This window comes from Desulfosporosinus sp. FKA (genome assembly GCF_002196785.1).
Lineage (GTDB): Bacteria > Bacillota > Desulfitobacteriia > Desulfitobacteriales > Desulfitobacteriaceae > Desulfosporosinus > Desulfosporosinus acididurans.
Map to the genome: position 1 here is coordinate 241,049 of NZ_NAHZ01000030.1, position 21,745 is coordinate 262,793.

At 38.5% G+C, this 21,745-nt stretch carries 24 protein-coding genes, 1 rRNA gene and 1 other annotated feature; of the genes, 18 read left to right on the top strand and 7 right to left on the bottom strand.

Annotated features, from left to right (window positions below; translation table 11 throughout):
- Positions 1-56: 56 nt before the first annotated feature.
- Together B5771_RS14985 and B5771_RS14990 are read left to right on the top strand one after the other, a co-directional pair.
- On the top strand, positions 57-584 hold the full coding sequence (locus B5771_RS14985; RefSeq protein WP_088188249.1) for a nitroreductase family protein: 528 nt from the start codon (positions 57-59) through the stop codon (positions 582-584).
- A gap of 96 nt (positions 585-680) precedes the next feature.
- Entirely contained in the window at positions 681-1,022 is a 342-nt protein-coding gene (locus B5771_RS14990; protein ID WP_088188250.1) for an HIT family protein, read from the top strand.
- A 99-nt stretch (positions 1,023-1,121) separates the two neighbouring features.
- On the opposite strand, the gene B5771_RS14995 is transcribed toward B5771_RS14990, so the two are convergent.
- A complete protein-coding gene (locus B5771_RS14995) occupies positions 1,122-1,661 on the bottom strand; it encodes a hypothetical protein (protein ID WP_207652704.1) in 540 nt (179 codons plus the stop codon).
- A gap of 310 nt (positions 1,662-1,971) precedes the next feature.
- Here B5771_RS14995 and B5771_RS15000 point away from each other — a divergent pair, with 310 nt between their 5' ends.
- The 5 genes from B5771_RS15000 (at position 1,972) to B5771_RS15020 (ending at position 7,970) form a co-directional block, all read left to right on the top strand.
- Positions 1,972-2,664 (top strand): hypothetical protein, encoded by a 693-nt coding sequence (locus tag B5771_RS15000; protein ID WP_172408283.1) that lies wholly within the window; start codon positions 1,972-1,974, stop codon positions 2,662-2,664.
- A gap of 151 nt (positions 2,665-2,815) precedes the next feature.
- Complete coding sequence (locus B5771_RS15005) at positions 2,816-4,024, top strand: HAMP domain-containing sensor histidine kinase (protein ID WP_088188252.1); 1,209 nt, start codon at positions 2,816-2,818, stop codon at positions 4,022-4,024.
- Positions 4,021-4,707 (top strand): response regulator transcription factor, encoded by a 687-nt coding sequence (locus B5771_RS15010; protein ID WP_047810503.1) that lies wholly within the window; start codon positions 4,021-4,023, stop codon positions 4,705-4,707. The genes B5771_RS15005 and B5771_RS15010 overlap by 4 nt, the downstream gene beginning before the upstream one ends.
- 207 nt (positions 4,708-4,914) lie before the next feature.
- Positions 4,915-5,195, top strand: a binding site (T-box leader).
- A 41-nt stretch (positions 5,196-5,236) separates the two neighbouring features.
- A complete protein-coding gene (locus B5771_RS15015) occupies positions 5,237-6,760 on the top strand; it encodes a 2-isopropylmalate synthase (protein WP_088188253.1) in 1,524 nt (507 codons plus the stop codon).
- A 247-nt stretch (positions 6,761-7,007) separates the two neighbouring features.
- On the top strand, positions 7,008-7,970 hold the full coding sequence (locus B5771_RS15020; protein ID WP_047810505.1) for a LysR family transcriptional regulator: 963 nt from the start codon (positions 7,008-7,010) through the stop codon (positions 7,968-7,970).
- A 232-nt stretch (positions 7,971-8,202) separates the two neighbouring features.
- On the opposite strand, the gene B5771_RS15025 is transcribed toward B5771_RS15020, so the two are convergent.
- Positions 8,203-8,733 carry a NapC/NirT family cytochrome c gene (locus B5771_RS15025; RefSeq protein WP_088188254.1) on the bottom strand — a complete coding sequence of 177 codons (531 nt, stop codon included), beginning with the start codon at positions 8,731-8,733 and terminating at the stop codon, positions 8,203-8,205.
- Between the two features lie 188 nt (positions 8,734-8,921).
- Between B5771_RS15025 and B5771_RS15030 the strand changes: the two genes are divergently transcribed.
- Positions 8,922-9,998 carry a cytochrome c3 family protein gene (locus tag B5771_RS15030; RefSeq protein WP_088188255.1) on the top strand — a complete coding sequence of 359 codons (1,077 nt, stop codon included), beginning with the start codon at positions 8,922-8,924 and terminating at the stop codon, positions 9,996-9,998.
- A gap of 159 nt (positions 9,999-10,157) precedes the next feature.
- On the opposite strand, the gene B5771_RS15035 is transcribed toward B5771_RS15030, so the two are convergent.
- The gene (locus B5771_RS15035; protein ID WP_047810508.1) at positions 10,158-10,733 is read right to left on the bottom strand and encodes a flavodoxin family protein; all 576 of its coding nucleotides are present in this window, start codon (positions 10,731-10,733) and stop codon (positions 10,158-10,160) included.
- A 208-nt stretch (positions 10,734-10,941) separates the two neighbouring features.
- Between B5771_RS15035 and B5771_RS15040 the strand changes: the two genes are divergently transcribed.
- Positions 10,942-11,298, top strand: coding sequence for a helix-turn-helix domain-containing protein (locus tag B5771_RS15040; RefSeq protein ID WP_088188256.1), 357 nt, complete (start codon positions 10,942-10,944; stop codon positions 11,296-11,298).
- Between the two features lie 85 nt (positions 11,299-11,383).
- Here the strand turns inward: B5771_RS15040 and B5771_RS15045 are convergent, their stop codons facing one another.
- Entirely contained in the window at positions 11,384-13,060 is a 1,677-nt protein-coding gene (locus B5771_RS15045) for a M56 family metallopeptidase (RefSeq protein WP_088188257.1), read from the bottom strand.
- Between the two features lie 17 nt (positions 13,061-13,077).
- Positions 13,078-13,455, bottom strand: a complete 378-nt coding sequence (locus B5771_RS15050) for a BlaI/MecI/CopY family transcriptional regulator (protein WP_088188280.1) — start codon at positions 13,453-13,455, stop codon at positions 13,078-13,080.
- 436 nt (positions 13,456-13,891) lie between these two features.
- On the opposite strand from B5771_RS15050, the gene B5771_RS15055 reads away from it, so the two are divergent.
- Entirely contained in the window at positions 13,892-14,281 is a 390-nt protein-coding gene (locus B5771_RS15055) for a hemerythrin family protein (RefSeq protein ID WP_047810510.1), read from the top strand.
- A gap of 95 nt (positions 14,282-14,376) precedes the next feature.
- Here B5771_RS15055 and B5771_RS15060 read toward each other — a convergent pair whose 3' ends face one another.
- The gene (locus tag B5771_RS15060) at positions 14,377-14,571 is read right to left on the bottom strand and encodes a DUF1858 domain-containing protein (protein WP_047810511.1); all 195 of its coding nucleotides are present in this window, start codon (positions 14,569-14,571) and stop codon (positions 14,377-14,379) included.
- 271 nt (positions 14,572-14,842) lie between these two features.
- Between B5771_RS15060 and B5771_RS15065 the strand changes: the two genes are divergently transcribed.
- The 4 genes from B5771_RS15065 to B5771_RS15075 all read left to right on the top strand — a co-directional run bounded on the left by B5771_RS15065 (position 14,843) and on the right by B5771_RS15075 (position 17,102).
- A complete protein-coding gene (locus B5771_RS15065) occupies positions 14,843-15,196 on the top strand; it encodes a helix-turn-helix domain-containing protein (protein ID WP_088188258.1) in 354 nt (117 codons plus the stop codon).
- 254 nt (positions 15,197-15,450) lie between these two features.
- Complete coding sequence (locus tag B5771_RS15070; RefSeq protein WP_088188281.1) at positions 15,451-16,239, top strand: HD domain-containing protein; 789 nt, start codon at positions 15,451-15,453, stop codon at positions 16,237-16,239.
- A gap of 98 nt (positions 16,240-16,337) precedes the next feature.
- Positions 16,338-16,466: a hypothetical protein gene (locus tag B5771_RS25080; RefSeq protein WP_282433346.1), complete on the top strand. Its 129-nt coding sequence runs from the start codon at positions 16,338-16,340 to the stop codon at positions 16,464-16,466.
- Positions 16,467-16,742: 276 nt separating this feature from the next.
- Positions 16,743-17,102 (top strand): PilZ domain-containing protein, encoded by a 360-nt coding sequence (locus B5771_RS15075; protein ID WP_088188259.1) that lies wholly within the window; start codon positions 16,743-16,745, stop codon positions 17,100-17,102.
- A gap of 10 nt (positions 17,103-17,112) precedes the next feature.
- Here the strand turns inward: B5771_RS15075 and B5771_RS15080 are convergent, their stop codons facing one another.
- Complete coding sequence (locus tag B5771_RS15080) at positions 17,113-18,027, bottom strand: RluA family pseudouridine synthase (RefSeq protein ID WP_088188260.1); 915 nt, start codon at positions 18,025-18,027, stop codon at positions 17,113-17,115.
- Positions 18,028-18,200: 173 nt separating this feature from the next.
- Between B5771_RS15080 and B5771_RS15085 the strand changes: the two genes are divergently transcribed.
- The 4 genes from B5771_RS15085 to B5771_RS24575 all read left to right on the top strand — a co-directional run.
- Positions 18,201-19,106, top strand: a complete 906-nt coding sequence (locus B5771_RS15085) for a DUF1848 domain-containing protein (protein ID WP_242966854.1) — start codon at positions 18,201-18,203, stop codon at positions 19,104-19,106.
- Between the two features lie 138 nt (positions 19,107-19,244).
- Positions 19,245-20,369, top strand: a complete 1,125-nt coding sequence (locus B5771_RS15090; protein ID WP_088188261.1) for a glycosyl hydrolase family 18 protein — start codon at positions 19,245-19,247, stop codon at positions 20,367-20,369.
- Positions 20,370-20,432: 63 nt separating this feature from the next.
- Positions 20,433-21,131 (top strand): DUF1385 domain-containing protein, encoded by a 699-nt coding sequence (locus B5771_RS15095; protein WP_088188262.1) that lies wholly within the window; start codon positions 20,433-20,435, stop codon positions 21,129-21,131.
- 517 nt (positions 21,132-21,648) lie between these two features.
- Positions 21,649-21,745, top strand: a 16S ribosomal RNA gene (locus tag B5771_RS24575); the annotation flags it as partial.

The following is a 21,745-nucleotide window of genomic DNA, read 5'->3' on the forward strand; positions in this document are numbered from 1 at the left end:
TCTTAATTATAAGGTTAGTTTTTAAAATTTTTGAAAATAAGAAAGGAGTAAAAAAGATGTTAGATCTATTATATAAGCGGCGCAGTATTAGAAAATATACCGAAACAAAAATAGATCCGGAAACCGTTAAAATCTTGTTACAAGCTGTTTTACTCAGCCCATCATCCCGTGGCTTCAAACCCTGTCAATTCTTAGTGGTCGACGACCCGAAGTTATTGTCCCAATTAGCATCAGCCAAGCAAGGGGCTGGGCATTTAAAGGGTGCGGCTCTAGCCGTGGTGATACTGGCTGATCCTGAACGAAGCGATGTCTGGGTTGAAGACGCTGCTATAGCTGCCACTATTCTCCATTTAACGGCAGAATCTTTGGGCTTGGGATCATGTTGGATTCAACTTAGGAAACGGCAACATACGGACACTGAGGCGGCAGAAGACTATGTACGTGGGATATTGGCAATTCCCGAAAAGTTAAAGGTGCCCATAATTATGGCTCTTGGATACCCTGCAGAGTCAAAATCTCCCTATACGGAGAAAGATATTAACTATGAAAATGTATATTCAAATACCTATGGAGTCCATTTATAGAAGCTTATAGAAGCATTTTATCCTAAAATGTTGCTAAATGGATTCAGACATCAATTCGATGAAAGAATGAAGACAGAAGATAAGGGGGGGAGAGTTATGGTGGATTGTGTATTCTGTGGATTGCCTCCGGAAGCCACAATTATGGAAAACAATTACTTTAGAGTTATTTACGACAGAAATCCGGTTAGTAAAGGCCATGCTTTAATTATTTCCAAGCGTCATATGAGGAATATTTTTGAAGCCTGTGCTGAGGAAATGGCAGCAATGGGGGAACTGTTAAAACAGGTGAAGGAGAAACTGGATGAGGAGTATCATCCTGATGGTTATAATGTAATGGCGAATATTGAAGCTGTCGCCGGTCAGTCTGTCTTTCACATGCATCTTCATGTTATTCCTCGCTATCTGGGGGACAATGATGTTCTAAAACGTATTCAGTAATAAACTTATAGCCGATCTCGTAGTACCAATAGATTTAAAAAGCAAACTCTGCCATGCTAGGATGAGTTTGCTTTTTTATCATCCCCCGGAGCCAAATCTCTATGAGCAGAACAATGGTTTTCTTGATTTTCTTACTAAAGAATAACCCTGTCGTCTCTGGGGGTAGAAGCTAATGGCTTTTTTAGCCTTGCCATTGAATTTAAGGTTAGTAATTAGGTACTCTTGATCCTTCCGATTTAACGGACGCAATCTAAATTGATCCTTTCTGCTGAATAATTCCTCAAGTACCGTCTCCTGAAATACTTCAAGATCGCGTCGATAAACAAAATAGCGCAGGCCGAGGGAAAATTGTATAAACAAAATTTTAGGATCTTGATTATGGATACCTGTAAGTTTAATGGTTTCATCTCTGTTAATTCTTGCCCAGCCAACAAACATCTCGCGTATTTCCGTAACTCTTTTGGCAAAACACTTGGGACAAATTAAATACTCTGCAATTTGGTTTTGATTTAAAGCAGGGTCGGGATTACGGAAGAAGTGATCCTGTTCATAGACTTTTGTGGTAAAAAAATTATTAGAACCTAATTGGGAAACGATGAGTAATGCTTCGGTGTCTAATAACATGTTAGTAATAGCCACTGTTAAAAACGCCTCGATCCTTTCATTTAGTCTTAAAAATAGTTATCTTATAGTTAGTAGTTCCCAAAAGTTTCTTTTGCATTCTTATAAATCGGTATCAAACCAAACAGTATGGACAGGATTGTTTAGCGAATATTGTTGGTTTTGCTGAAATGAAATTACTGATTATACTTTCTTATATGCTTTAGATGTATTATTTTTACCAGAAAATTTCAGGGATTTTTATAGAATCTTTATAATTGCTTAAAAGGGAGTTTAAAGCCTTCATTTATAATGACCACTGTAGTTAAGAAACAAGGAGGTCATTTTGATGAGCGGATTTAAACTTTTGTATGATGTAATTAATACCATGAAAGATAAGGAGGTTATAAACGGGACGTTAAAAGTCGAAGGGACAAAAGATCAAACCCAAATAGTTGATTTCAAGAACGAGTTTGAAAAAAATTTATCCAGCGGAGAGACAAAAGTAAAAATCAACTCTGAACTAGACTATAATGGCAAGAAGTTCAAACATGAAAGCCAAACGGAGTTCACGATTCCGGGGTGTCATGGGCATATGCGGCATGGTTTTATGAAACACCATCATCACTATTTTCATAATCAAGGCGGATGTGGTGTTGAAGATCAGGAGGGCCACAGAAGGATAGGACTTCGAGGAAAGTTAACCAGATTAGCCAATATCCTCAATGTTATTAATCAAATTAAGGTGGAAGAGAACGAGAACCAGTCTGTAAAGCTTTCTCTAAGTTTAAAAGAGCTTCCTGAAGAAATGAAAAAGGTTTTTCAAGAAAGAATAAGTCAACACAGGCTTCCTGAGCATCATCAGCATCATGCTTTAATGAACGAGTTTTTTGCTCTTCAAGACTCTGACGTTCAATGTAACCTTTGGATTAATAATTCAAAAGAAATAGAACGAATTTTGTTAACTGTTAAGGGTAAGCAAATTCAAGAAACGGATGAGATGCATAATCTTCAGCTTACGGTAGAATTGCTGCTGTTTTAATACTCCAATCAAGCCGCAAAAATTCAGGGCACAGAACAATTGAATTGTTTTGGGCCCTGATTCTCAGTATAATGGACACACGAATCTGCGGTATCCAGTTGCAAAATGAAAGAAAACGGTGATTAAAGTGCTTAGGAGCCAATTAAAACGTATGTCGCTAATTATGAAGAAGCATAAAATAGCACATCTAAAAAAGCATCAGGAATTTCATCAATGTCATATGGATTTTTATAAGCAGCATGGAGAGCTGTTTCAGCATCAGGAATTCCAGAAAAAACACCGGCAATTCATTCAAGATCATAGGTCTCTGCGCTTTTTTCGGCCTATGAGTGTCATCTTTAACTTGATCATCCTCTATTTGCTTTTTAAATGGCTAGGAATACGTTCAATTAGTCTTTTTTTTGCAGTATTTATCGTCGTAAAGGAAATTTTACAGTTCTCTTTCCTAAGGCGATTAGAAAAGAGAATTTTTAGACCTATTCGTAAACTCCAAAATGGAGTAGAAGAAGTTGCTCAAGGAAATTATAATGTTCAAGTAGAGAGCGATAAGACTTGTGATCTAGGTTTTATCGGTTTATTAGTGGATTCATTTAACGAAATGGCTCTCAAACTGCAAGCCGGTGAGAAAATGAAGCAGGAGTATGAAGAGAACCGTAAAACTTTAATTGCCAATATATCCCACGACCTTAAAACTCCTATTACTTCTGTCCAAGGTTATCTCGAAGCAATATTGGATGGCGTTGGCAACTCACCGCAGAAAGTCGATAAATATCTTAGGACGATATATCAAAACACTATTTACATCGATAAGCTGATCGATGATCTCTTTTTGTTTTCTAAATTAGATATGCAAAAATTAGAGTTTAACTTTGAAGTTATTCCAATTCAGGCATTCATGGAAGATCTTATGGAAGAATTCAAATTTGAGATGGAAGAAAGAAACATCGATTTTCACTATCAGAACAAAATGGAAGATGACTGTGATCTTAATCTCGATAGGAAACGAATAAATCAGGCCTTTAAAAACATCATCGGAAATGCCGTTAAATATGGTTCGAACAAAGATTTAGTCATTGGTATTACCATGAAAAGAAATGATGACATTATTGCAATCGACATAGAAGATAATGGGCCGGGAATTCCTGGAGATAAACTTCCCGATATCTTTAATCGATTTTACAGAATAGATAACGAGCGTACGAAAGACTTAATGAGTACGGGGCTTGGCCTCGCCATTGCTAAGGAACTTATCCAAGCCCATGGAGGTTCGATTACCGTTTCCAGCATTGAACAGAAAGGCACCTGTTTTTCGCTGGAATTTCCGATAGTGAAGAAAACGAAAGAAGGAGGCAAAGAATGAAACGGATATTAATTATTGAAGATGATTTGAATATTGCGGAGCTTGAACGAGATTATCTCCTCTTAAATGGTTATGACGCTGAAATCGTTCAAGATGGCATTCAGGGCCTAAAAAATGCTCTAACCGGACGATACGATGTAATTATTGTTGATTTAATGCTGCCCAGTAAAGATGGCTACCAGATTACCAAGGAAATACGCGAAAAGTATGAGATTCCGGTAATTATCGTATCTGCCAAAAATGAAGATATCGATAAAATCAGAGGGCTGGGGTTTGGAGCCGATGATTATTTAACGAAACCTTTCAGTCCCGCCGAACTGGCGGCAAGGGTTAAATCGCATATAACAAGATATGAACGGCTCAAAGGTAAAATAGTTGCTCCTGAAGTGATAATCCATCGAGGATTGGAAATAAATACGGCCTCCCATAAAGTATTTGTTAATGGCAAAGAGGTTTTGCTAACGACTACAGAATATGAGCTTTTGGCTTTTTTCGCCGCGAATCCCAACATTGTTTTTAGTAAAGAACATATCCTCGCCGCGATTTGGGGAGATACATACTTTGGAGATACTGCCACCGTTTCTGTTCATATACAGAAGATTAGAAAAAAGATTGAAAGAGACCCGTCTAATCCCGAGTATATAGAAACTTTATGGGGTGCAGGATATCGCTTTAATGGCTGATATTTTGGCAGAAGGGTTAGTGGTTCCCATACCTTGCTGAACGAGTTCACTTCTCTTTAGATTTGGAAACGTTTTTATTAGCTTAAATTAAGGAATCTTGGCCTTAAATCAAGGAGAATTGTTATAGGTCAGAAGACATTTTTGGATAGAATTCTAAAAAAGACTTGACAATTAAATGAAGTAGTGTCAATATAATAAAAAAATGCTAAAACGACGATGAGAGGAACTATTACAATTCAGATTTCCATGTCAGCGAGCTGCCGGATGGTGCAAGGCAGTTTTGGGATAGAATTAGAACTCTTCCTCGAGTAGCCGACCGAAATTGATTGTTAAAGTAGGCTCGGACGGGTCTTCCGCCGTTACAAGGAAGAGGATATCGGATCATCGAAGGTCATGTTAATAACCTCGAAAAGGTCCCGTATCTGGCAGAGAAGGCAACTTGTGTTGTCAACTTGAGTGGTACCGCGAATTAACCCTTCGTCTCAAATCAGAGACGAAGGGTTTGATTATTTTAAGGAGGTTTTTGTCAATGAAAAAATTATATGTTTTTGATACGACGCTTCGTGATGGAGAGCAATCTCTAGGAATAACCCTTAATGTAAAGGAAAAACTTGAAATTGGGCACCAGTTAGTAAAACTTGGTGTTGATATTATTGAAGCCGGTTTCCCGGCCTCTTCTCCGGGAGATTTTGAATCTGTTCAAACAATGGCGCAAGAGATAAAAGGAGTTACGATCTGTGGTTTAACCCGGGCGGTAGCCAAGGATATCGACATCTGTGCCGATGCCCTGCGCAAAGCTGAATATCCAAGAATCCATACTGGAATTGGAGTTTCTCCTGTTCATATGGCCAAAAAGTTAAACCTAACCCCTGATCGAGTCGTTGAACAGGCGGTTTCCGCTGTTAAATACGCCAAAAAATATGTCAGTGACGTAGAATTTTATGCTGAAGATGCATTTCGCGGTGAGCCGGCATTTTTGGCCAAAGTTATTGAAGCTGTTATTTCTGCAGGAGCAACTGTGGTCAACCTGCCGGATACTGTGGGATATGCAAGTCCTTGGGAATATGGTGACCTCATAAGTTTTGTCATCCAAAATGTTAAAAATATTGATCAAGCTATCGTCAGTGTCCATTGTCATAATGATTTAGGAATGGCTACAGCCAATTCTCTGGCGGGAATCAAAGCAGGTGCACGTCAAGTTGAAGGAACTATAAATGGAATTGGAGAAAGAGCCGGGAATACCTCATTAGAAGAAGTTATAATGGCTATTTTTACTCAGCGCGATGGATATGGTATAGAAAGCAGCATTAATCACCGCGAAATTTCCGCGACAAGCAGATTGGTTTCTCGGATAACTGGAGTGACGATTCCAGACCATAAAGCAATAGTGGGGGCAAATGCTTTTAATCATGCTTCAGGTATTCACCAAGATGGAGTCTTGAAAGACAGGGAAACCTATGAAATTATCCAACCTGAAACTATTGGGGTTCCTAAGAATAATATTAATCTGACCGCCCGGTCTGGAAGACATGCTTTGCAATTTCGGCTTGAGGAACTAGGCTATAAAGTGGAAGGAGCACAATTAGATGATGTTTATCAGAGGTTCTTACTTTTAGCTGATCAGAAAAAAGAGATTTTTGACCAAGATCTCTATGTTTTAATGGGTGATTCAGATGACAAGGAGAACAGCATTATTTTCCATAGTATGTCTATAGCGACCTCAGGCGTCGGAATGGCAACGGCCACAGTGACTTTGGAGTTTGCAGGAAAAGTAACCACTGATGCTGCCTGCGGCAATGGCCCTGTTAACGCTCTGTTTAATACCATCGACAGGATAACAGGCAATAAAGCAACACTCGAATACTATGACGTTAAATCAGTTACGCGAAGCAGCGAAGCGCTTGGAGAGGCTACTATTAAACTGCGTTACGAGGATGGGCATTCAGTCGTCGGCAAAGGATATTCTACAGACGTTATAGAAGCTAGTGCCAAAGCCTATATTAATGCTTTAGTTAAAAGAACTCCTGCAGCCGAGTCTTCTATTGCTATATAGTGTAATTTCAAAATTATTTGTGATAGAAGCTTTATTGTTTTACAAAAAATAGAAAGTCTTCGCCATTTATTCACTTGCCGAAGGATCTCTCAAAAGAGACAGTCTAAACTTAGGTTTTGATTGTCTCTTTTTAACGTTTAACGATAATTCCTCCTAATATTTCGGGATTGAGGGAAGGAAAAATAAGAAGTTCAGCGAAATGAATTGATATAATGAACTCAGGGATCATGAAGGGAGATACTGCACCATGGAACAACACTTTCTTGTATTTAAAGAAGTGGCCGAAACAAAAAATATAACTTTGTCCTCTAAAAACCTTCATATGAGTCAGCCTAGTATTAGTTTGCAGATTCAAAATTTAGAAAACCATTATGGAGCTCGTTTTTTTGATCGAACTAATAAAGGCGTTACCTTAACTAAAGAAGGTGAAGTATTTTATAAACATGTACGGAGTGTCTTAGGGATCTTAGCAAATGCCAGGGAACAGATTTGTGCTTTGGCTAAAGACCAAAGAAGGCTCATAACTCTCGGTGCAACTTTAACGATTGGAGAATATATTCTTCCCAATATTTTAGCCTTTTTGTTTAGAGCTCACCCTGGAGTTGATTTTAAAGTAAAAATTGCGAATACCGGCTCTATAACTCAAGATGTTTTGGAAAAGAAAATTCATATTGGCTTAATTGAAGGACCAGCTCCGCATCATAAGGATCTTAATGTGGAGAGCTTTTGGGAAGATGAACTGGTTGTCGTTTTACCATATTTTCACCCCTGGGCAACAAGAAAAAGTATTGCTCTCTCAGAACTGCCTTATGAGCGGTTGGTAGCCAGAGAGGTTGGTTCTGGGACACGTAAAGTCATGGAAAATGCCATTAAAGAGAGAGGGCTCGATCCTGCACAGTTAAATATCACTATGGAGTTGGGAAGTACTCAGGCTATCAAACAAGTCGTTGCCGCAGGATTAGGTATTACAATTATTTCGTCCTTGACCGTTCGCAAAGATTATGATCAAAGAATTTTTAAAACCTTGAAAATTCAGGATGCCCCAGTTTATCGTCCACTAAGCATTTTGACCAATGCTCATTCAACGCAGACAAAAGATGAACGCCGCTTAACTGATTTGCTTCATGATCGCGAATTACTATCAGAAATATTAAGTAAAGATTATAATGAATTAGATGATAATAATAAATTGGGACTTAATGCCAAGTAAAAGGGAAGTAAATAATAGATAGATGGCTAAATAATAGATAGTATAGCACTAATGATCTCTTTCACTAATGATTTCATTTATTAACGGAATAACCAAATACAGGCAAAAGCCTTCTGGAGATTAACAAGAAGGCTTTTATATTTGGGCATTATAGGTATTTATTTATATATCCTCCCAAATAAAAATCCCTCTGGTCCGAGTAAAAAGAACCAGAGGGATTTTATAGTTTCAATTATTGAGATGGAGTAGAAGGTGTTGAGGCTGATGGTGTTGCATGACCTACATTTCCATGACACGATATACAGTTAACATTACCCGAAATCATGGGTTGGTGGCTGATTGGCGGGGCATTCGGTGCAGAACCGGGGGCTAGGGTTATGTTTTTTGCATTTGGGTATGCGCTATCTTTTCCGCTATGACAATATAAGCAGGCATCGATATGGGGGGTCCATTGGATTTGAGACGGAACCTGATGAGTAAAATGGAGATATAGTTCTTTGTAACTACTTACTTTACGAACTATATAGCCTAGATTTCCTGGTGCAGCATGGCAACTCAGGCACTCTACACTTTTATGAGGCCCTTTTTCCCAAGAAGCAACTTGGGGGGCGATTTCATGGCAAGAAGTACAGAATTGTGGACGAGAGGTATAATGCATCCCTGCATATGCTCCAACGAGTAATACTACAAGTACAAGTAATCCAATAAGCACAGTTCTTTGGGCCTTGCTGGCTTTAGCGGGTTGCCCTTCGTTCGGTGCCATCGTCATCACTCCCTTTTTGAAACATTTTTGTCTAACATTTACTACTTCATTCGGTTCTTATTGTTGCAAAAACTCTCGAAAAATATGTAATAGTAAATGAAGTAATCATTCGTTTTAATGGAGTATAAAAGAATCTTTTTTCGGTAAACTATGGATGTTTAAGGAACCAGTGAAGGAGGTAATTTTTAGTGCGTCGGCTTAAAATTGTTGTTTTATCTATTTTGACATTAGTCATTATCACTCTCGTAGCAGCCTGCAATACCCAGACACCTGCACCAACAACGCCGCAAACTTCGACACCCAATGTAACACAGACAGCGAGTACCAATTTAACTTATGTGGGCGAACAAACTTGTCAATCATGTCATAAAAAAGGAAATTATGATAAGACGCCTCATCATCAGTCTTTTAAACCACTGTCGGCTTACAAATTCGACAAAACGTATGGGACAGTTACCGTTTATGATGGTGCGGCCAATGATGCAAAATCTGCCTCAATTGATCTAAGTAAAGCCCTAGGAGTACAAATGGATACTTATGTAATTGCTGAAATTCCAAAAACCGCTGGTTTTGCCAAGCAGTTCTATCGAGTTGGACGTGTTACGAAAAACTCGGACGGAACGTATAAGATCCAAAGTGCTGGTTTAGTTAAAGGAACTCAGAACTGGTCTGCTGAAGATTACAGTTGCCTCGAATGCCATAGCCCCGGCATGGGGAAAGCCGGTTCACCAGATTTAACGATTACCTGCGAATCATGTCATGGTCCCGGTAGTGCACATATTGCAGCTACTTCGGACGATCAGAGGAAAGCGACAATGCCGCTGCCAACATCTCAAACTTGTCTGAAGTGTCATAAGAGCGATCCGACGAAGGATACCACTCCGGGAGCTACACCTGGGGCTATCATTACAACAAACCACTATGGTACACGTGACTATACTTTCAGTAAGCATAACACGACCGGTATGATCAACGGATGCCTGACTTGTCACATACCACACGCTCCGGACGCCAAGGGCGGATTATTAAGGAATGCCAATCCAAATGAAATTTGCGCTACTTGCCATGCTGGTAAAAATTACGACGTCAACACGATTATGTGGGATAACAAGTCTGATCCTTACGGCCACATAACCCCTGATCACAGCTTTACTGCTGTTCCCGAGTCTGCTACAAAAGTCAATCCAAAGACTAAAAACGTAGAAATCACTGATCCTACTGTGCTAAACATGATTAAGAAAGCATTGCCTAATCTGGCAAAGTAAAAATTCCTCTCCAAAATGAAGAGGCTTGACCTTCACAGGTCAAGCCTCTTCGTGGTAAGCAGAGGGACAGCCATTTCCTTTGACATAATATTATTTTGAAGTGCAAGCTATCAGTTATCAGCGTGTTATCAGGACCGTCCCCCTAACACACCTAACACATTAACGAACTTGCTTTAAAAGCTTTGCCATATTCTGACCAAGAACTTGGAAAGTCTGAATCCCTTCAGCGTCTTTTTGAACATCACCAGGATCACAGGATAACGTCATATTCCAGTAGCTAGAAGAACAGATAACCATTTCGGCTATACCGAAAAAGAAGTTAATGGCAGAGTATGTAAAGGTAGATCCTGCTCTGCGGACGGAAACCACTGCAGTTCCGACTTTTCCTCTTAACAATGACCCTCCATTGGCTTTCGCAACATATCCGCAGCGGTCGATTAGAGCTTTTACTTCTGTACTCACATTACTAAAGTAGGTGGGTGAACCAATAATTATCCCATCTGCCTGCTCTATTTTTTCGATGAATGTATTCATCTCATCGTCCTTACGGGCACAGCGATTATCTTTGTTTTTTCCACATTGGCCGCAAGCCAGGCAGCCAAAGACCTTACGTCCCCCTAATTGAACGATTTCAGTCTCGATTCCCTCTTTCTCTAATTCAGCCAAGACCATTTTAAGGCTTTGCGCAGTATTGCCATTAACTCGAGGGCTGCCATTAAATGCAACAACTTTCATAATCTAACGCTCCCATTCTATATTTTTGAAATCGTAACTGGTATAATAATAAACAATATGCATTTAGTTAACAAGTACGTACTTTTATGTGCTATAGTATCTAATTATATACTTAACTTAGTCTGTAAGTTTTGTTCATGTGAAACAGGCTTAGCTTAAATGAAGTCAAACTGAGGTCAGAAGTAATTTCTAAAGGGGAGTTTGAAATATGATTAAGTTCAAGAATAGTGAGTATCAATGTTCCATGGAATTGACGCTGGCACTTATTGGGGGAAAATGGAAATCACTAATACTTTGGCATTTGGGCGATAAAACCTTAAGATATAATGAAATGAGAAAAATATTACCTAATATTACACCCAAAATGTTGACGCAGCAGCTTAGGGAATTGGAAGATTGTGGATTAGTCAAGAGATTTATTTATACTCAAATACCTCCAAAAGTTGAATATTCCCTTACGAATGCAGGAAAAAGTCTTCTGCCCATTCTTGATACCCTCTGTAAATGGGGCTTGAATTACGCCAGTGAAATTGAGCAGGTGGAAGAAAGCAAAGAGGTTGAATAAAAATAAGAGGCCAATGCTTGCGAACCATTCAGTTCGTTTAGCATTAGCCTCTTTTGAGTATTTTTTGATATCATAATACCTTATATTACCACTGCCTGCCGGGGTCATCGGCCATATAGTTTACAGTTCCTCGTGGATATAGAACAGAATAGTGATCCATTTTGGGGTTAGGGTTGCTTGCTGTAGGCTGCGGAAATACCATTTCAATTTTGAAATCAGAATTAGCTGTATAGCCGATAATTTCTTGGTTATTGTAGTTTGTATCATAGGCGGGTGTTCCCAAAACTGCTTTGACACCATTGAGAGATAGACTTGATAATCGACTGTCGAAGGATCTTGCCTCAAAAATTTGCTCACCTTTATTAATGCCAAAAACAAGTTTATGACTTGAGAAGGTCGCGTAGCGTCCTTTAGCAGCACCTACATAATTTGTTGAGTCAGCGGGTCCCAATGCTTTCTCTATATCTTCAATGGTTGTGGTTTTTACAGGGAAATCACTATTAAGGATTTTGCCTTGGCGAGCCAGTTGCATCATATTAAGCAATAGGGTCTTACTTGACGAATCGGCATTAAGAGAAGGAGTGGTTTGCGAAGAAGCAGATGGTGTTGAAGTACTCGGAGTCGGAGTTGAAGTTTGAGTTTCAGTACTGGTATTTTGCTGATTGTTCGTTGAAGAGGCGGCGTTCTGATTTTGAGTATTTTCCGTTGGCTTTAAGGGTGTGGTCAAGCTTGAACATCCTACGATCAGTGTCATGGCCAGAGCGGCAACGGTCCATTTTAGGCTGCTTTTTCTAAATGACGAAATCATGATAATCCTCCTTGTGTTAAATTTATTGACAAATCCAATCGTACCAGGAATCCAGAAGGGCTCGGACAGGAGTTGAATCAGTTCAATAATTGTTTGGGCATATTTTTTATGTTCTTCTGGTCTAATAGCGGCAAGAGCAGTGGCATCACAAGCAATTTCGCAATCCCGTTTCATTTGATGCAGTGCGTACCAAATAAGAGGGTTAAACCAGTAAACAATTTGAAGCAAAGTAACAAAGGTATTGACGAAGAGGTCACGTCTTTTTAGATGACTCAGTTCATGTAAAAAGACAAAGTTTAGTTCTTTAGGAGATAATTTATCAATAATGTGCTGAGATATAATAATTTTGGGTTTTCTCCAGCCGAAAAGCGCCGGTGACTTAAAACTAGTATCATAAACAACCGGTACTTTCGATGTTATTTTGAGGCGTGTTTTGCATTCTTTAAGAATGTTGAGGAGCTCTTGATTCTCGCAGGCAGGTAGTTTTTTGATTTTGGCTAATAACGATCCATTTACCATAAAGATATATATAAATATGAGGGCAGCACCGGTTAGCCACAGATAAGCTGGAAGCGAAATGGCAGCTGCTGTTTTGCCCGGCGAAGAAGTCGTCGAATTCACGTTATTATCACTAGTCAATGGAATTGCTAATGAAGATTTTGGAAGGGAATTGTTCTCGTTCAGCGGCGGTGCGAGTGTGTGAATCGTTTGTCTAAATGTTTGGCTTAAATTAGATGTTGATGTGGAGCGGGGAATATAATTTAAGATACTTAGAGAGCTTTGAGGTGAGAAAGGTACAATAAGCCTTAGAACTAAAACAAACCAGAGTAAATAATGGACGTTAGCATTTAGCTTTTGCCTGAATAAAAACTTGATGAACAATAGACCTAAAGCCATAATACTTCCGCTCAGCGACAAGGTGACAAGTAAATGAAAAAGTTCAGCTATAGGCACGTTCTCACTCCCATCTCTTAATCGGTTTTTTCATCAAGCAGTTTGCGAAGTTTTTCAATGTCTTGAGGAGATAAGCGCTCATTTTTGACGAAGTTTGCAACCAGTAGATGGATTGAACCGTCGTAAACTTTATGGAGAAAAGACTTTGTTTCTTCGAGCATGCAATCTTCTTTAGAAACTAAGGGATAGTATTGAAATAAACTTGCTTCTTTATTTACACCAAGGGCTTCTTTTTTTACTAAACGAGCGATTAAGGTGTGAATGGTTTTCGGGTTCCATTGCGTCTCCGATTTCAGGCAGCCGATAATTTGAGTTGCGGTTAACGGGGATTTTTCCCAGAGTACTTTCATAACTTGCCATTCTGCTTCGGATATTTTACATGCAGCATAGTTCATCATTGAGGCTCCTTCCTACAGATGTAGTCTAAGGTAAGATTACACTTGTAGGAAGGATAAGTCAAATGGGTAATTGTTCCTATGCTCTACTATCGAGAACACCAAGAACACCTGCATGATGTATGGAAAATGGTTGTAATAGTAATACTATGGTAAATGTAGGATGGGAGGTGTTTGAAGTGGGGGATAAAAGTCCCAAAAACAAGGAGAAGATGAAGAAGCGGGCGGAGAAAAAGAACAATTCGAGTCCTTCTATATTACCTTGAGAAATGATTGAGAGAATTTCAGCATTTGTTGTCATTTTAGCCGGCAGTAGCCGGTATTTTTTTAACTAAATAATTTGTAATAATAATGTGACTTAAAGCACTTTATGGTATAATTAGGTATAAAAACATTCTTCAATCTAAGAATTAGTTTAAGAAAGGTTTGAGTTCAAGTGCTGGAATGGAAAGAGGAGTATTCTATCGGAGTAGAACAAATTGATGAGCAACATAGACATCTCTTTGAGATAGGAAATAAAATATATGATTTACTCGAAAATTATCTATATGTTGACAAGTATGACAGAATTGTTAGTATTATCCAAGAATTAAAAGATTATACAAAATATCATTTTCAAGCGGAAGAAGATTACATGATTGAGCTAAAGTACCCAAGATATTTTAGCCAAAAAGTAGAACATGACGATTTCATTCAAAAAATCGAAGGAGTAGACCTCGAAAGTCTCGACAGAGACCAGGACAAGCATATTCGAGAAATTCTAACCTTCGTCTTCGACTGGGTGCTCGAACATATATTAAAAAAGGATATGCTTATTGGAGCTTAAAACAAAGATAGTGTTATGAAAAGGCAAAAGAGCCTTCCAGCTATAGTGGAAGGCTCTTTTGATTTTTAATTCCTAAGAAACAATAAGAAAAGTTTTCAATTTTTAATCGCTTCGTTAAGGTCTTTGAGTAAACGGGGAACATCAATGCCGTGGGCTAAAGCACCTTGTTCAAGGTTTTCGAAACGTGCGGCCATGCATCCAAAACAATGCATACCATAACTTAGAAGTATATCTGCAGTTTTAGGGTACTTTTCAACAATTTCAGTGATTGACATATCGCCAGTAATCATGGGACGATCAACTCCTCATTTTATAATTTTCATTTCTCTTTTAATATGCCTGCATTTTATTTGAATCATTTCTTATTTAAGCGGTAGATTAATCCAGATTTGCACCTCACCTGCTTATTATAAATTGTCAAAGTTCTTATAAGGTAAGAAGTTTTATATGGAAGGGAACTTGGTTACCTTATGTAAGTATAATACTATAAATTAACGACTACCGTCAAGTAAGTGAATGTGCTAAACTAATAATCAGAGTAGAAACGGAGGGTACCCTACCATGGAAGATTATCATCTTTGTCCAAAATTTGAATCTGCCTTTGAATTAATCGGGAAACGATGGACAGGATTAATCATTCGAGTTTTACAAACAGGTCCGAAACGCTTCAAAGATCTCACAGAAATAATAGCGAATGTCAGTGGAAAAGTGTTGACGGAACGTTTAAAGGAATTAGAGAGTGAAGGAATTATTTGCCGAGAGGTTTATCCGGAAATGCCAGTCCGTATTGAATATAGCTTAAGTCCTAAAGGCGAAGATCTTATCCCTGTGTTTAACGAGTTGCAAAAGTGGGCGATTAAATGGGTTGGACTGCAAAAAGATTTGCAGATTCAGGAGCAACTAAGAAAAAATTGAGTCATACGAAGATACAGGTGAACTCGCTTACGCTAAAGATGAACATCGGGCTTCAGATACAATAATGTCCAGTGGACATTATTGCCGAGCCGCCTTTCCCAATAGGAATACTTAGCGGCGAAGGAGGACTCCACCCCACCTGAAGTTAACGAAGGATCTACCCCCACTTATAGAAGTGGGGGACTTAAAAACTGGATAAATTGAAGTTAATGGCTTCAAAAATTCAAATCGAGCGATTAAAGGAGTTTTTTGCGATGACTCAAAGTGATGTCTTGTATTTAACATCCTGGTTTGAAAATTTTACAAATCGTTATACTTCAAGTGACTTAGAAATCCAAGCTAATCTTCAATATAAAAAGGGTCATTCCCAAAGAGTCAGGGACAATATGTTAATGATAGGAGCAGATCTTCGGCTTGATACAGATCAAATGAAGTTAGCAGAAGTGATTGGACTTTTTCATGATGTCGGTCGTTTTGAACAATACGCTAAATACCATACGTTTAAGGATCATTTAAGTGAAGATCATGCGATTTTGGGTGTGTCTATTTTAGAACGGGAACACATATTAACTGAGAGAGTTAATGAATCGGAAATAGAAATCATTAAAAAATCCATATTCAATCATAATCGGCGAGTAATTCGGGGGGATATTTCCGGAACTACTTTGAAGTTTTGCCAAATGATACGAGATGCTGACAAATTAGATATTTTTGACCAGATCATTAATTTTTACGAGAATCCGGGGAAAACCCCATATCTAGCTGTGGAAAAAGACCATGAAGATCAACGATATTCTTTAGAAATCATTGAAGGCATTTTAAGTGGAAACCAAATTTCCTATGCGATTGTAAAATACCCCATAGATATTAAGTTGGTTCGATTGTCCTGGCTTTTGGATCTAACATTCTCGATTGCTTTGAAAACCGCTCAACGTAAACAATATTTTGAACGACTTAAAGAATTTATTCCAAGTACACAGGATACTCTGCAAGTTTTCAAGTTCATAGAGCAAAGACTTTTGCAAAAAGCAGACGCTAATTAAGATTTCTAAGATAATTGTTGCTTTGATGTGCATCATGTTGGTCAAATAGGGAACCCTAAATCACGCAAGATTTAGATGTGGAAAGGGGAAATATATTAATGGGAAATAAGAAAACAGATAAATCGAGAACTCATGCTGCTAATTTGAATGATAATCGACTCAATTCAGATAGTGATAAGAAGAAAGTTCCAACGAGCGCTACCAATAATCCTCAGGAAAGGCTTTAAGAGAACTGATGTCAGGGAAATTAAGACACCCGCCTATGATGGCGGGTGTCTCGCTCTAAGTGATTCTATTTCAGGAATACTCTGGACTAACAGAGTATCCCAGTTCGCTTATTTTCGGTATAATAATTGAAGAGAAGGTAAATGTGATAAGTGGAGACTATCCAGCAAATGCTCTAAGTATAGATCCATAGTATAGATCATAAATCAAAGTATAAATGGAGTACTAGAGAGAAGTCTGCCTTTTAATGTGATCAAGTGTAGGGGAGTTTTTCGATAATGTCTGTTAAACCTGAGTTGCGCAATAGTTCGAGGCTGCCGTACAGTACGGAAATTTATTGTTCGAAATGTATCTGTGAAGGAAAAATAACTGTTTACGAATTACCTTTAGAATTAAAGGTTGTCAATGTTTCCAGAGAGGGCTTGTGTATTACGACCGAAGTAGAATTTAAAGAAGGTGCTTTTCTTGAATTCGATATTACTTTAGAGGACGAAATATATAAATCAGTTTCGGCCATAATTTTATGGATTATAAAAGATCAAAATAATTATAAATATGGAATGCGGATAAATAACATTACCGGAAAACTTAGCAGGCATATTTATAAAATGGAAAACAGATTTCTTGCGAGGATTTAACCTAAATGGGTTAATGATCATTGTTGTCCGACTTTAAAGCATAAGCTTTAAGGACTCGCAAATAACTTGAAGAATAAGGAGCTTCCAGGGAGATAACCCGCTGTTCAAAAGGATGGAGGAAGGATAACGAAATGGCGTGTAATGCTTGTCCGGATATGAGGTCTGAACGTTTTCCATACATTCTGTCCCCGACAATTGGGTGACCTAAGTGGCTCAGATGAACCCTTATTTGATGGGTTCTGCCGGTTTCGAGTATGAGTTCTAAAAGAGAGACTCCTGAAGAGGTGCAAATCTCATGATAATGGGTAATTGCGGGATCTCCGGCTTCCGTTACAACCCGTCGGTTTGGCTTGGCAGGATGAGAACCAATTGGCAGGTTGATTGTACCATTTGAAGGATCAATATTTCCCATTACTACAGCATGGTAAGTTCGTTTGATTTTCCCTTCTTTTAGAAGCTTATCTAAGTATGCTTGGGTACGTCTATCTTTGGCAAAAAGGACACACCCTGAGGTATCTCGATCTAAGCGATGTATTGGGCGAACAGTGCAAATTGCTCCATGTTGCTGATAATGATAAGCGAGATAGTTGCTTAAGGTACCATGAGAAGTTTGCCCAGTTGGATGAACCAATAGGCCGGAGGGTTTATTCAAGACGATTAAATAGTTGTCTTCATACAATATTTCGATTGGGCCTTGCTCCGGTTCTACTCCGAAGTTTGTATCTTCAAGGGAGAGAATTTTCAAGACATCCCCTGAGCTAACGTTCTTTTTTAGAAAGGCGTTTTTTTTATTCAATAAAATTCCCTTTTTCCGGGTTAATTTCTGAATTGTTCTACCGGAATAGTTAAGAACTTGTTTTAAATAAGCCTCAACTGTAAGGCCTTGATGAACATCAGTTATCGTGTAAGATAAATACCTTTTCATATCACCAGTTCCAATCCGTAATAAATATTTAAAAATTAAAAGAATGAATATTGTTGCTAGATTAGGAAGAACCGTTAAGCCGAGAGAATCTTTGCAATCAATAATACCATATTATTGGCTATTACCTCAGGAAAAATAATCTTGGGTCATCTACAGCTTTTAGGATAGGAGTGATGACTATTATTATCAGTGCTAGCCGAAGGACAGATATTCCGGCATTTTACTCACAGTGGTTCTTGCATAAGATTCGAAATGGATATTGCACAGTGTTTAATCCTTTTAATTGCCGTCAAGTAAGCAGGGTATCTTTGCTGCCTCAAGATGTTGATGTGATTGTATTTTGGACTAAAAATCCTCGTCCTTTAATGGAGCATATAGCCGAATTGGATGCAAGAGGATTTAAGTATTATTTTCAATATACCGTTAATGGATACCCTCCTCAGCTCGAACCTAATCTTCCTCAATTAAAAACTTCCGTAGAGACATTTTCACAGTTGGCTTCAATGATTGGGGCTGAAAAAGTAATTTGGAGGTATGATCCTATTCTTATCAGCAATATTACCGATTATAGTTATCATTTAAAGCAATTTACCCAAATCGCCGCCTTACTCAAAGGAAAAACAAAGAGAGTCGTAATTAGTCTTGTCGATGAATATCGGAAAGCGATATACAAATTTAAGAAGCTTAAGGAGCAAAATATAAATGTCATCTCAAGTAACGAATTAAATTATTTCAAAATCGGTGAATTGATGATAGCCTTCTCAAAGATCGCCCGAGATAATGAAATGGAAATATTCAGCTGTGGAGAAACTGTTGACTTGGAACCCTATAATATCTTACCTGGAAAATGTATTGATGATCAATATATCCGACGTGTATTTGGCCTTACGTTAAGTAGTATAAAAGACAAATATCAACGTCAGGAATGTGGTTGTATTTCAAGTAAAGACATAGGAATTTACGATACATGTCTTTATGACTGTGCATATTGCTATGCCGGAACTATAAAATCAGGATATAGACAGCGTCATTATATAAATTCCCCTTCTCTTATCGACAGATATGAAACTTCTCCCTGAGAGAGCTTTTTAATATCAGTGAACTCGTTCAGCTGCTTCTAAATATCCTCATATCTTAGTTTCTCGAATAATTACATATGAAATTGGAGACAGGGAAAGATAAAGTCAGATACCGAAATATGACAAAGGAGCGAACAGATGAAAAGGTACCTGACTTTAATAATCATAAGTGTTTTGATTCTCTGTCAGACACTCATTGGTTGCACAGGCTCGAAGAATGTGCCTCAAATATCATCATCCTCAGGTGTTAGAAAGGGCCAACCTCCGAAGGCTGAAGCTTCACGTCAAGAGACGTCAAATTCAAGTAACCATGTGGTTTTAGGCTTTTATACGGATTCACAGCGAGCAAAAGAATCATTGGTTAAAGAGATTAATAATCTCGACGAAGTAGCATTTTTTTGGTATACCTTTGATGGATCAGGTATAGTTAAACCTGCAGGCAATGTCAATTTAAATCTCAAAGAAAGAGCACAAAAAGGCGGAGCGAAAGTCTATGCTTTAATTCATAATTTGGATGCTAATGGCTTCAATTCCCAATTGGCCCATCAAGTTTTGGCGAATAAAGCAAATCGCTTGAAATTCATAAATAATCTTGTTCTCCTTACCACCAAAGATAATTGGGACGGAATAGCCATTGATATTGAAAAGATTCTAGCTGCCGATCGGAAAAATTACTCGGCATTTCTAGATGAGTTACATACTTCCCTTAGAGCTAAAAATAAGATACTTAATGTCTCAATTCCTGCTAAATATCAAGATAATCCAAACGATTTATGGTCAGGGGCATTTGACTATGCTACAATTGGTCGAGCAGCTGATCAAGTTGTCCTCATGACCTACGAAGAACATGGTATAGGAACAACTCAAGGTCCGATTGCCTCTCAAGGATGGGTTAACAGGGTAGTCGATTTTGCAATTGGCAAAATACCCAATGAAAAAATTATAATGGGATTACCTGTATATGCCAGTGATTGGGCTTCTAACAGACCAACTATTCCTAGTTATTTAACATATGATAAGGCCATTAGTTTGGCTAAAAAACTAAATGTAAATATTTTGTACGACAAGTATCAACAGGTTCCGCATTTTGCCTATACAATTGGCAATGTACGTCATGAGGTTTATTTAGAAGATGTTCGCAGCCTCACTGCAAAACTTGGACTTGCTCAAAAAAGCCGGTTGCACGGTGTCGCCATTTGGCGATTAGGCATTGAAGATCCGACATTATGGACAGAAGTCTTAAAAAAGTATAGCTCTGGCTAATTCTACGCAAATCATCTTAGTAGTTCTCTGAACATACTGAGATTTATAAATGAGGGTGAGATTTTGGGGGTTATAGGAGGTCGGGCGCATCTAAATGGAATAACTTTTGCCACAAATACGCATGTTGTTCGCGGAAGATTGTCAAAAGGAATGATTTCCATACGTGTACGTCGAGTACCTGGGTTTCGTATTTTTATGCTGATGGATAAAGTTCCCTTCCTACGCGGTATTTCTTCCTTGCTAAAATTAGATATAAAGCTATTCCTTGGTGTTATTTTATTTCTTGCCATACCATGGGATTGGTTCTTTCCGGCAACAAATTTTCTAGATTTTGACTCGACTTGGAAAAGTATTGCTGCTTATTGTATTGTTTTTCTTATCTTGATGGTTTCCTTGAGACGGATGTGGCAGTTCCATGGAGCAGAACATAAAGCCTATAATATTTATGTAAGCCGCGGCGAACTTTCATTAAAATCTGTGCGAGGAGCTAGTCGAATTAGTGAACATTGCGGAACTAATTTGGCTGTTCTTGCAATTCCGATTGCCCTCTTGCTGTCCTTTACAAACTTAGCATTGCCGCTAATAATGATAGCTTTAGCAATTAGTTACGAGATATATAACTGGAGTTTTCGCAAATTTCGTCTAAGGCCGGTCAAGTTTGTTGCTGGAATGATCCAGAAGTATATCGTAACCGTTGAACCGACTGATGAACAAATGCTGTTGGCCACGGCTACCTTGACTAAAGCAATAGAATACAGTTAGCAGCATCATAAGTGAAATACGTATCGGTTATGAGAAGTACGGCCCGCCTTTAAACCAAGATCGTGAGCTCGTTCAGCTAAAGCTGAACATCAGGGCTTTGGTGGCAAAAGTGTCCTGTGGACACTTTTGCCGAAAGCGCCTAGCCCATAACAAATGCTATCGTGCTGAAGGATAGATTCTACCTCCACCGAAGCAAGGTAGGGGAACCACTCTCACTTGTGGAAGTGGGAGTCTTATATTGAATAAAATGAAAGAAAAGTAATAAAAGTGTTGACATAGTTAAGGAAGAAGTGGTATTATAACAAAGCGCTCAAGAACAGCGCTTCTAAATACCTCTCAAACCTGTTGTTTGATGAAAAAGTTGTTGACAGCATTAAGAGAGAGTGTTAGACTGAAATTCCTTGGTCTTTGAAAACTAAACAACAAGGACAGCCAATGAGAGAAACTCGGAAGAGTTTCAAAAGAATCATGGAATCATGAGCAAGTCATCATCTTCTTTAAGGAAGTTGAAATAACTTTTTTGGAGAGTTTGATCCTGGCTCAGGACGAACGCTGGCGGCGTGCTTAACACATGCAAGTCGAACGGAGAGAATTCTAAGTTTACTTAGAAGGAT